We start from the raw sequence: 13,583 nt of genomic DNA, 5'->3' as shown, positions 1-13,583 counted from the left end.
TCGCCCCGTATTGTTGATTTATAATTAGGGGCAAAGACAGCAAATTTAAAATTAAATATTATAAATTTGTTAACACTATGGATAAGGAAATACTTATTTACATCGTTTTTGTTGCTATCGCAATCATCAGTAGAGTTTTAAAGTCTAGTAAAAAGGATAAATCAAAAGCTCCTAAAAGAACAGCAGAAAGGCCGGCTTCTCAAAACGTGGAAAAAACTAAAACTTTTGAAGAGCTTTTAAGAGAGTTTACTGGTGAAACTACTTCTTCGCAGCCATCTCCAAGTAAAACCTTTGAAGCAGAATTTGATGATTTTGATTTTGAAGAAGAAGAGAGGGTAGAAGAAACTTACCGAAAGTCAGTAAACGAAGCGAAGAACCTGAAGACCTTAGACGAGCAAGTTGATTTAGAAGATATTCCCACCAAATCACAATATTTTAAAGAGTACGATCAGAAAGAAGAAAACTCAGTAGCCAATGATATATTACAGAGTTTGAAGGATCCAAATGGTGCGCGTAAAGCTGTCATCTTAAGTGAGATTCTCAATAGAAAGTACTAATATTTTTTCATAAAATATAAATTACAAGATGTAGCTCAGTTTCTAACAACGGAAATTGAGCATTTTTATTATATATTATTGAGGCTTTAATTATATTGGCACCTTCAGAAGGTAATTTTTTAGTAAAGTGATGTTCCTAATTTTCATCATTGCCCAAATATTGTTGTAACGCTGGTTACATTATTTTTTATATGTATATATATGTATTGACAACTTTTGAAATCTCATTAAATGAATAATATTATTAGATATTCCTTGGTAATACTCCTTTTGATGGGGGCTGTATTTAGTTTTTCTTTTACAGAAATTTCTGATTGTGATAATTTCAAGGTTGAAGTGGAAGTCGAGAAAAAATCTGTTGAGTTTAAGGTTTCTAGCACTGCAGGGAAGATATCTTATTTTATATATGATAAGGATAGTAAGCCTGTTTCAGAAGGGAAATCGAAAATTCAAAATTTGTCAGTCGGTGATTATAAGTATTTTATATACTCCGATAAAGGGTGTTGGAAGAGGGGAGAATTCAAAATTAAATGAGATTAAGGATGAGGTATTTTTTTTTAGTCTTCCTGTTACTTTTTAGTACTAGTTTCGCTAGTGCTCAAAATAACACTTTTACTAATGGAGATTTAGAAGTAGAAGTATTTGTTTCCAACCCTTGTGATGGATTAAACAACGGAGATATTACATTTACGGTGCTTGCGGCAGATGGTCCAAGTGCGGATCTGTTATTCATTTTTGGCCCAGTAATTTTAGGCTCAACTCAGACCATTGCTGTGGGTGATTCATATACCTTTGATAATTCAGGTGCAGGGTTGCCAAGTGGAAATTATCGCTTTGCATTGCAAGATGCTTCGAATCAAATAGATGAATTGGCGCCTGGTGGTGGAGTATTTTTGGTTGGACTTTCACCAATAACCATAACCGTAGACTCAAAATCTGATAATAATTCATGTATTAGCCCCAATGGGCAAATTGATTTTTCAATTAGTGGAGGATCCAGAGATTTAGGCGCAGGAAATGGCCTATTTGATGTTTTAGTGACTTCTTCTACTGGTTATTCTAACACGCTCACCGTTGATGGGGAATCCGTAGTTTCTCTATCTGGTCTTTCAGGTGGATCATATACCATAAATGTTGAGGATTCTTACTCATCATGCTCAGGAGCATCATCAGGAATTGAGTTAACCGATCCATCATCAAACATTTATAATATAACAACACTCTCCCCATTAGAAGTGTGTATTGGAGATGATGTTACCATAGATTTGGATGGAAGTGAGACACCTCCTGCTCCCGAAACGGTAGAATATACTGTAAATGTAAATGGTTCACCAGTAGCAAGTTCTACTGTTACTGGTACGGGCGGGGCAATTTCATTAACTATTCCTTCAGGAAGCTTTAGTGATGGAGACGTTCTGACAGTACAGGCTCAAAATAATAACTGCCCTATAGTAGATATGAATGGCAGTGTCACAGTAGATGTGGTTGATTTGGTTATAACTCCTGTGGTTGATAATAATGAACGTTGTTTATTACCTTATGATGGAAGTATTCAGGTAACAGTAACTGGAGGAGTAGGGCCTTATAGTTATGCTTGGAGTGGTCCAAATAGCTTTGCCTCAACTGATCAAAATATATCAGCACTTGAACCAGGTTCTTATCAGCTTGAAGTTACAGATAATGGTTCAGGTTGTATTGAAACAACCACTATTGAAGTGTTAGATGATGCTGTTGATCCTACAATAAGCAGTGCGGTAGAAGATAATACAAATTGTGTTACTCCTTATAATGGAGAGATCGACATCACGGTTACCGCCGGCAGCGGTGATTACAGCTATTCATGGACAGGCCCAGGTAGTTTTACCGCTAGCACAGAAGACTTAACAGAATTAGATGCAGGCACTTACGAAGTAACTGTAACTGATAATATTTCTGGATGTGAAGAAACAGCGAGCATAGAAGTACAAGATGCCACAGTAACACCAGTAATAAGCAGTGCGGTAGAAGATAATACAAATTGTGTTACTCCTTATAATGGAGAGATCGACATCACGGTTACCGCCGGCAGCGGCGATTATAGCTATTCATGGACAGGCCCAGGTAGTTTTACCGCTAGTACAGAAGACTTAACCGAATTAAACGCAGGCACTTACGAAGTAACTGTAACCGATAACATTTCTGGATGTGAAGAAACAGCGAGCATAGAAGTACAAGATGCAACAGTGACACCAGTAATAAGCAGTGCGGTAGAAGATAATACAAATTGTGTTACTCCTTATAATGGAGAGATCGACATCACGGTTACCGCCGGCAGCGGTGATTACAGCTATTCATGGACAGGCCCAGGTAGTTTTACCGCTAGCACAGAAGACTTAACAGAATTAGATGCAGGCACTTACGAAGTAACTGTAACTGATAATATTTCTGGATGTGAAGAAACAGCGAGCATAGAAGTACAAGATGCCACAGTAACACCAGTAATAAGCAGTGCGGTAGAAGATAATACAAATTGTGTTACTCCTTATAATGGAGAGATCGACATCACGGTTACCGCCGGCAGCGGTGATTATAGCTATTCATGGACAGGCCCAGGTAGTTTTACTGCTAGCACAGAAGACTTAACAGAATTAGATGCAGGCACTTACGAAGTAACTGTAACCGATAACATTTCTGGCTGTGAAGAAACAGCAAGCATAGAAGTACAAGATGCCACAGTAACACCAGTAATAAGCAGTGCGGTAGAAGATAATACAAATTGTGTTACTCCTTATAATGGAGAGATCGACATCACGGTTACCGCCGGCAGCGGCGATTATAGCTATTCATGGACAGGCCCAGGTAGTTTTACCGCTAGCACAGAAGACTTAACAGAATTAGATGCAGGTACTTACGAAGTAACTGTAACCGATAACATTTCTGGCTGTGAAGAAACAGCAAGTATAGAAGTACAAGATGCCACAGTAACACCAGTAATAAGCAGTGCGGTAGAAGATAATACAAATTGTGTTACTCCTTATAATGGAGAGATCGACATCACGGTTACCGCCGGCAGCGGTGATTATAGCTATTCATGGACAGGCCCAGGTAGTTTTACCGCTAGCACAGAAGACTTAACCGAATTAGATGCAGGTACTTACGAAGTAACGGTAACCGATAACATTTCTGGCTGTGAAGAAACAGCGAGCATAGAAGTACAAGATGCCACAGTAACACCATTAATAAGCAGTGCAGTAGAAGATAATACAAATTGTGTTACTCCTTATAATGGCGAGATCGACATCACGGTTACCGCCGGCAGCGGTGATTATAGCTATTCATGGACAGGCCCAGGTAGTTTTACTGCTAGCACAGAAGACTTAACAGAATTAGATGCAGGCACTTACGAAGTAACTGTAACCGATAACATTTCTGGCTGTGAAGAAACAGCAAGTATAGAAGTACAAGATGCCACAGTAACACCATTAATAAGCAGTGCAGTAGAAGATAATACAAATTGTGTTACTCCTTATAATGGCGAGATCGACATCACGGTTACCGCCGGCAGCGGTGATTATAGCTATTCATGGACAGGCCCAGGTAGTTTTACTGCTAGCACAGAAGACTTAACAGAATTAGATGCAGGCACTTACGAAGTAACTGTAACCGATAACATTTCTGGATGTGAAGAAACAGCGAGCATAGAAGTACAAGATGCCACAGTAACACCATTAATAAGCAGTGCGGTAGAAGATAATACAAATTGTGTTACTCCTTATAATGGCGAGATCGACATCACGGTTACCGCCGGCAGCGGTGATTATAGCTATTCATGGACAGGCCCAGGTAGTTTTACTGCTAGCACAGAAGACTTAACAGAATTAGATGCAGGCACTTACGAAGTAACGGTAACTGATAATATTTCTGGATGTGAAGAAACAGCGAGCATAGAAGTGCTAGATGAAGCACCCACGCTAACGCTCACCAGCGTCGTAGAGAGTAATACCAATTGTGTAGATCCTTATAACGGCGATATTGAGCTTACGGTATCAGATGGCAGTGGCAGTTATAGCTACTCATGGACAGGCCCATCTAGCTTTAGTGCCAGTACCGCTAATATAACAGATTTAGCACCAGGCACTTATGATGTTGTTGTTACGGATGATAATAGTGGTTGTGAAGGAACAGCGAGCATCGAAGTACTAGATGAAGCACCCACGCTAACGCTCACCAGTGTCGTAGAGAGTAATACCAATTGTGTAGATCCTTATAACGGCGATATCGAGCTTACGGTATCAGATGGCAGTGGCAGTTATAGCTACTCATGGACAGGCCCATCTAGCTTTAGTGCCAGTACCGCTAATATAACAGATTTAGCACCAGGTACTTATGATGTTGTTGTTACGGATGATAATAGTGGTTGTGAAGGAACAGCGAGCATCGAAGTACTAGATGAAGCACCCACGCTAACGCTCACCAGTGTCGTAGAGAGTAATACCAATTGTGTAGATCCTTATAACGGCGATATCGAGCTTACGGTATCAGATGGCAGTGGCAGTTATAGCTACTCATGGACAGGCCCATCAAGCTTTAGCGCTAATACAGCTAATATAACAGATTTAGCACCAGGTACTTATGAAGTTGTTGTTACGGATGATAATAGTGGTTGTGAAGGAACAGCGAGCATCGAAGTGCTAGATGAAGCACCAACGCTAACGCTCACCAGTGTCGTAGAGAGTAATACCAATTGTGTAGATCCTTATAACGGCGATATCGAGCTTACGGTATCAGATGGCAGCGGCAGTTATAGCTACTCATGGACAGGCCCATCTAGCTTTAGTGCCAGCACTGCTAATATAACAGATTTAGCACCAGGCACTTATGAAGTTGTTGTTACGGATGATAATAGTGGTTGTGAAGGAACAGCGAGCATCGAAGTACTAGATGAAGCACCCACGCTAACGCTCACCAGTGTCGTAGAGAGTAATACCAATTGTGTAGATCCTTATAACGGCGATATCGAGCTTACGGTATCAGATGGCAGCGGCAGTTATAGCTACTCATGGACAGGCCCATCTAGCTTTAGTGCCAATACCGCTAATATAACAGATTTAGCACCAGGCACTTATGAAGTTGTTGTTACGGATGATAATAGTGGTTGTGAAGGAACAGCGAGCATCGAAGTACTAGATGAAGCACCCACGCTAACGCTCACCAGTGTCGTAGAGAGTAATACCAATTGTGTAGATCCTTATAACGGCGATATCGAGCTTACGGTATCAGATGGCAGCGGCAGTTATAGCTACTCATGGACAGGCCCATCTAGCTTTAGTGCCAATACCGCTAATATAACAGATTTAGCACCAGGCACTTATGAAGTTGTTGTTACGGATGATAATAGTGGTTGTGAAGGAACAGCGAGCATCGAAGTACTAGATGAAGCACCCACGCTAACGCTCACCAGTGTCGTAGAGAGTAATACCAATTGTGTAGATCCTTATAACGGCGATATCGAGCTTACGGTATCAGATGGCAGCGGCAGTTATAGCTACTCATGGACAGGCCCATCTAGCTTTAGTGCCAATACCGCTAATATAACAGATTTAGCACCAGGCACTTATGAAGTTGTTGTTACGGATGATAATAGTGGTTGTGAAGGAACAGCGAGCATCGAAGTACTAGATGAAGCACCAACACTAACGCTCACCAGTGTCGTAGAGAGTAATACCAATTGTGTAGATCCTTATAACGGCGATATCGAGCTTACGGTATCAGACGGCAGTGGCAGTTATAGCTACTCATGGACAGGCCCATCTAGCTTTAGTGCCAGTACCGCTAATATAACAGATTTAGCACCAGGCACTTATGAAGTTGTTGTTACGGATGATAATAGTGGTTGTGAAGGAACAGCGAGCATCGAAGTACTAGATGAAGCACCAACACTAACGCTCACCAGTGTCGTAGAGAGTAATACCAATTGTGTAGATCCTTATAACGGCGATATCGAGCTTACGGTATCAGACGGCAGTGGCAGTTATAGCTACTCATGGACAGGCCCATCTAGCTTTAGTGCCAGTACCGCTAATATAACAGATTTAGCACCAGGCACTTATGAAGTTGTTGTTACGGATGATAATAGTGGTTGTGAAGGAACAGCGAGCATCGAAGTACTAGATGAAGCACCAACACTAACGCTCACCAGTGTCGTAGAGAGTAATACCAATTGTGTAGATCCTTATAACGGCGATATCGAGCTTACGGTATCAGACGGCAGTGGCAGTTATAGCTACTCATGGACAGGCCCATCTAGCTTTAGTGCTAGTACAGCCAATATAACAGATTTAGCACCAGGTACTTATGAAGTTGTTGTTACGGATGATAATAGTGGCTGTACAGGAACAGCGAGCATCGAAGTACTAGATGAAGCACCAACACTAACGCTCACCAGTGTCGTAGAGAGTAATACCAATTGTGTAGATCCTTATAACGGCGATATCGAGCTTACGGTATCAGACGGCAGTGGCAGTTATAGCTACTCATGGACAGGCCCATCTAGCTTTAGTGCTAGTACAGCCAATATAACAGATTTAGCACCAGGTACTTATGAAGTTGTTGTTACGGATGATAATAGTGGCTGTACAGAAACAGCGAGTATCGAAGTGTTAGATGAAGCACCAACACTAACGCTCACCAGTGTCGTAGAGAGTAATACCAATTGTGTAGATCCTTATAACGGCGATATCGAGCTTACGGTATCAGACGGCAGTGGCAGTTATAGCTACGCATGGACAGGCCCATCAAGCTTTAGTGCCAGCATTGCTAATATAACAGATTTAGCACCAGGCACTTATGAAGTTGTTGTTACGGATGATAATAGTGGCTGTACAGGAACAGCGAGCATCGAAGTGCTAGATGAAGCACCAACGCTAACGCTTACCAGTGTCGTAGAGAGTAATACCAATTGTGTAGATCCTTATAACGGCGATATCGAGCTTACGGTATCAGACGGCAGTGGCAGTTATAGCTACTCATGGACAGGCCCATCAAGCTTTAGTGCCAGCACTGCTAATATAACAGATTTAGCACCAGGTACTTATGAAGTTGTTGTTACGGATGATAATAGTGGCTGTACAGGAACAGCTAGTATCGAAGTGCTAGATGAAGCACCAACGCTAACGCTTACCAGTGTCGTAGAGAGTAATACCAATTGTGTAGATCCTTATAACGGCGATATCGAGCTTACGGTATCGGACGGCAGCGGCAGTTATAGCTACTCATGGACAGGCCCATCTAGCTTTAGTGCCAGCACTGCTAATATAACAGATTTAGCACCAGGTACTTATGAAGTTGTTGTTACGGATGATAATAGTGGCTGTACAGGAACAGCGAGCATCGAAGTGCTAGATGAAGCACCAAGCTTAACTATAACTAGTACAGTAACACCAAATACAAGTTGTTCAACACCATTCGATGGTGCTATAGATATCACGGTTACCGATGGCAGTGGCAACTATAGCTATGCTTGGATAGGCGATAGCTTTAGCTCTACAGATGAAGATATCTCAGGCCTAGCAGGTGGCGATTATGAAATCACGGTAACTGATAATGACACAGGCTGTACTGGTTTTGCTAGCATAGCAGTGCTTGATAACTCACCAAGCTTAACTATAACTAGCTCAGTAACACCAAATACAAGTTGTTCAACACCCTTCGATGGTGCTATAGATATCACGGTTACCGATGGCAGTGGCAACTATAGCTATGCTTGGATAGGCGATAGCTTTAGCTCTACAGATGAAGATATCTCAGGTCTTGCAGGCGGTGACTATGAAATCACGGTAACTGATAATGACACAGGCTGTACTGGTTTTGCTAGCATAGCAGTGCTTGATAACTCACCAAGCTTAACAATAACTAGCACAGTAACCCCAAATACAAGTTGTTCAACACCCTTCGATGGTGCTATAGATATCACAGTCACTGATGGCAGTGGCAATTATAGCTATGAGTGGATAGGCGATAGCTTTAGTTCTACAGATGAAGATATCTCAGGCCTAGCAGGTGGTGACTATGAAATCACGGTAACGGATAATGACACGGGCTGTACTGGTTTTGCTAGCATAGCAGTGATTGATAACTCACCAAGCTTAACAATAACTAGTACAGTAACACCAAATACAAGCTGTTCAGCTCCATTCGATGGTGCTATAGATATCACAGTCACTGATGGTAGCGGCAACTATAGCTATGAGTGGATAGGCGATAGCTTTAGCTCTACAGATGAAGATATCTCAGGGCTAGCAGGTGGGGACTATGAAATCACGGTAACTGATAATGACACAGGCTGTACTGGTTTTGCCAGCATAGCAGTGCTTGATAACTCACCAAGCTTAACTATAACTAGCACAGTAACCCCAAATACGAGCTGTTCAGCTCCATTCGATGGTGCTATAGATATCACAGTCACCGATGGCAGTGGCAACTATAGCTATGCTTGGATAGGCGATAGCTTTAGCTCTACAGATGAAGATATCTCAGGCTTAGCAGGTGGTGACTATGAAATCACGGTAACTGATAATGACACAGGCTGTACTGGTTTTGCGAGCATTTCAGTGATTGATAACTCACCAAGCTTAACGATAACTAGCACAGTAACCCCAAATACAAGTTGTTCAGCTCCATTCGATGGTGCTATAGATATCACAGTCACCGATGGCAGCGGCAACTATAGCTATGAGTGGACAGGCGATAGCTTTAGCTCTACAGATGAAGATATCTCAGGCCTAGCAGGTGGTGACTATGAAATCACGGTAACGGATAATGACACAGGCTGTACTGGTTTTGCGAGCATTTCAGTGATTGATAACTCACCAAGCTTAACGATAACTAGCACAGTAACCCCAAATACAAGTTGTTCAGCTCCATTCGATGGTGCTATAGATATCACAGTCACTGATGGCAGTGGCAACTATAGCTATGCTTGGACAGGCGATAGCTTTAGCTCTACAGATGAAGATATCTCAGGCCTAGCAGGTGGGGACTATGAAATCACGGTAACGGATAATGACACAGGCTGTACTGGTTTTGCGAGCATTTCAGTGATTGATAACTCACCAAGCTTAACGATAACTAGCACAGTAACAGCAAATACAAGTTGTTCAGCTCCATTCGATGGCGCTATAGATATCACAGTCACTGATGGTAGCGGCAACTATAGCTATGAGTGGACAGGCGATAGTTTTAGCTCTACAGATGAAGATATCTCAGGCCTAGCAGGTGGTGACTATGAAATCACGGTAACGGATAATGACACGGGCTGTACTGGTTTTGCTAGCATAGCAGTGATTGATAACTCACCAAGCTTAACAATAACTAGTACAGTAACACCAAATACAAGCTGTTCAGCTCCATTCGATGGTGCTATAGATATCACAGTCACTGATGGTAGCGGCAACTATAGCTATGAGTGGATAGGCGATAGCTTTAGCTCTACAGATGAAGATATCTCAGGCCTAGCAGGTGGTGACTATGAAATCACGGTAACTGATAATGACACAGGCTGTACTGGTTTTGCCAGCATAGCAGTGCTTGATAACTCACCAAGCTTAACTATAACTAGCACAGTAACCCCAAATACGAGCTGTTCAGCTCCATTCGATGGTGCTATAGATATCACAGTCACCGATGGCAGTGGCAACTATAGCTATGCTTGGATAGGCGATAGCTTTAGCTCTACAGATGAAGATATCTCAGGCTTAGCAGGTGGTGACTATGAAATCACGGTAACTGATAATGACACAGGCTGTACTGGTTTTGCGAGCATTTCAGTGATTGATAACTCACCAAGCTTAACGATAACTAGCACAGTAACCCCAAATACAAGTTGTTCAGCTCCATTCGATGGTGCTATAGATATCACAGTCACCGATGGCAGCGGCAACTATAGCTATGAGTGGACAGGCGATAGCTTTAGCTCTACAGATGAAGATATCTCAGGCCTAGCAGGTGGTGACTATGAAATCACGGTAACGGATAATGACACAGGCTGTACTGGTTTTGCGAGCATTTCAGTGATTGATAACTCACCAAGCTTAACGATAACTAGCACAGTAACCCCAAATACAAGTTGTTCAGCTCCATTCGATGGTGCTATAGATATCTCAGTCACTGATGGCAGTGGCAACTATAGCTATGCTTGGACAGGCGATAGCTTTAGCTCTACAGATGAAGATATCTCAGGCCTAGCAGGTGGGGACTATGAAATCACGGTAACGGATAATGACACAGGCTGTACTGGTTTTGCGAGCATTTCAGTGATTGATAACTCACCAAGCTTAACGATAACTAGCACAGTAACAGCAAATACAAGTTGTTCAGCTCCATTCGATGGCGCTATAGATATCACAGTCACTGATGGTAGCGGCAACTATAGCTATGAGTGGACAGGCCCTAGCTTTAGCGCAACCGTAGAAGATATTGCAGGCTTAGCACCTGGTATCTATGAAGTTACTGTAACTGATGATAATACAGGATGTACAGGTACAGCAAGCATAAATGTAAATTCTAACCCTGGAGTAGGTATTACTTTAAGCTCGAGTAATGGACCGAGTTCTTGTGGTGCATCAGATGGAAGTATAACATTGTCATTTACAAATGTACCTGACGGAATTTATACCATTAACTATGCAGCTGGGACCTTTAATAATGTCACAGTAACAAGTAGTGAAGCTACTATTTCAGGTTTACCTGCAGGAGTCTATAATGATTTGAGTATTACTGTAGGTGCTTGTACTTCAACTCAGGATGTTGACGTTAATTTGAGTGACCCTGTAAATTTCACATTGAATGTCGCTGGTGGTAATATTACCACATGCGGGGGAAGCGAAGGTTTTGTTAATTTAACCGTAACAGGGGGTAGTGGCAATTTTACTTATTCATGGGTTGGACCTAACGGATTTGCTAGTACAACAGAAGATATAGCAAGCCTTGATGACCCAGGAACGTACACTGTATTTGTTAATGATATTAATAGTGGTTGTTCTGCAGCTACTAACTATACAGTTACTGAGCCTTCTGGATGTTCTGGCGGAGGTGGCGGCGAATGTGCAACTGTAAGAATTACGCCTACAACCTCACCTGCAACTTGTACTAATTCTGATGGTTCAATCTTTTTCGATATATCTCCAGCAACGCCGTTGGTGAATAATACAGGGGTGATTATTACAATTTCGGGTCCTGAATCAAGAACCAATGTTAATGATCCTCAATTTGATAATCTACCTATTGGTATATATAACTATTCTATACAATATGGAGATGCATCTTGTATTAAAGAAGGACAAGTAACTATTGATCAATCAGGAACTGTAGGAGTGCCAGTGGCAACCAACATTATGAATGCAGACTGTTATGGAGATGAAGGTCAATTAAACCTTGATGTACCGGGTGAAACGGGCAATGTCTTACAATGGTCTCTTGATGGATTTAATTGGACATCCTTTGTTGCTGGACAGCAAATCTCAATACCAGTAGGACCAGCACCATCTTTTGAGCAGGTAATTGCAGTAAGAAGGAGTCAGTCAGATCCTTGTAATGCCTCTATAACGGTAGTGATAGGAAATCAACACGATGAAATTCAATTTGTATCTACCTCTCATCCGGTATCAGATTGTGAGAATAGTGATGGATATATAACTATAGAATCCACTCCAACAGGGGGTAGCAACCCATCAGGACAATGGGAAGTGGCGGTAACTAATGGAGTTACGCCAAGCAGTTATGGCACACTTCAGTTAGGCAGTCCTTTGTTTGGTGCTGAAAGCCTATCTCCTGGTAACTATACAGTATTTGTTAGAGATGAATCAGGTTGTGTTGTTAGTGAAGATGTTGAGATTACGGCTCCAGGTCAGGTTGATATAAAGGATGATGGATTGCCTGGTAATGCAAGTTGTGCTGGAGAGGGTAAAAATGGAAGTATCGCCTTCAGTGTAGGAAATAGAGGAGATGTACCTGGGCCTTATGTGTTAATTGTAACACTTGGAGAGGATGAGTCTGAAATTTTTTATCAGGAGAATGAATATACTGGCAGAGGTGTTAATATGGATACTTTGAGTGCAGGTACATACAATGTAACTATAGACCCTGCAAATAATCAGTTCTGTCCTAATAAGAAATCGTACACGATTGGAGGTCCTCAAGTAGTGGACTTTGAATATACTTTAGAATGTAATGAGGATGGAACTAAGAATCTGGTTCTTTATGATATTAAAGGAAATTCGGCCTTAGAATATACTTTAAGAATATATAATCGTCAGGTAACGGAAGAGGTTGTTAGCCCATATACGTTAACAGTAAGTGATATAACAGGCGAAGCTAATCCAATTATGAGACCTGCTTTCTTGAATGGGGCTAGTGAATATGTGTTGATTTTAGAACAAGAGGATATCACTTGTACTATGAAATCTGATCCGGTTAACTTAATTGTTCCAGGTCCTATGACTGCTCAGATTGGGGAAGTTACAGAGTCCTTACCTGAGAGATATACAGGCTCATTTGAGATTATTAATTTTGGAGGTGGAATACCAGGTTATATGACTCAGATTGAGTTAGATTCAGCAGCAGTTCCGGGACAAAGTTTTGTGACTAATTATGAAGAAGTTCCTATTAACGATAACTTCCAGTATGAGATGGTTTATGAGGATATTCCAGCGGGTAGATACCTTGTAGAGGTTACTGATAGTTTGGGTTGTATAATAGAACTGGTAGCGAGGGTGCCTATGAATACAGATGTCTTTGTTCCGAATATATTTACTCCTAATGGAGATGCATTAAACCCGACCTTCTATGTAAGAAACATTCCTTCTGATGTTGAAGCTGAACTGGTAATTACTAATAGATGGGGTAATGTAATTTATCAGACGAGTGACTATCGAAATGACTGGGAGGCTGAGGATACACCAGATGGAGTTTACTTTTATAAATTGGATATTGATGGTGAACTGTATACCGGCTGGGTAGAAGTTATCCGAGGACATCCATAGAGCTTATTTA

At 41.6% G+C, this 13,583-nt stretch carries 3 protein-coding genes; all 3 read left to right on the top strand.

The features are described 5' to 3' along the window. Positions 1 to 77 precede the first annotated feature (77 nt). The 3 genes from LVD15_RS25630 to LVD15_RS25620 all read left to right on the top strand — a co-directional run bounded on the left by LVD15_RS25630 (position 78) and on the right by LVD15_RS25620 (position 13,573). Positions 78 to 557 carry a hypothetical protein gene (locus LVD15_RS25630; protein ID WP_233778032.1) on the top strand — a complete coding sequence of 160 codons (480 nt, stop codon included), beginning with the start codon at positions 78 to 80 and terminating at the stop codon, positions 555 to 557. Between the two features lie 231 nt (positions 558 to 788). Then, positions 789 to 1,091: a hypothetical protein gene (locus LVD15_RS25625; RefSeq protein WP_233778031.1), complete on the top strand. Its 303-nt coding sequence runs from the start codon at positions 789 to 791 to the stop codon at positions 1,089 to 1,091. Between the two features lie 8 nt (positions 1,092 to 1,099). Then, the gene (locus LVD15_RS25620) at positions 1,100 to 13,573 is read left to right on the top strand and encodes a T9SS type B sorting domain-containing protein (protein ID WP_233778030.1); all 12,474 of its coding nucleotides are present in this window, start codon (positions 1,100 to 1,102) and stop codon (positions 13,571 to 13,573) included. Positions 13,574 to 13,583 lie beyond the last annotated feature (10 nt).

Source organism: Fulvivirga maritima, from assembly GCF_021389955.1.
Classification (GTDB): Bacteria; Bacteroidota; Bacteroidia; order Cytophagales; family Cyclobacteriaceae; genus Fulvivirga; species Fulvivirga maritima.
Note: the sequence above shows the minus strand (reverse complement) of the source record. Positions and strands in the feature narration are given on the sequence as shown.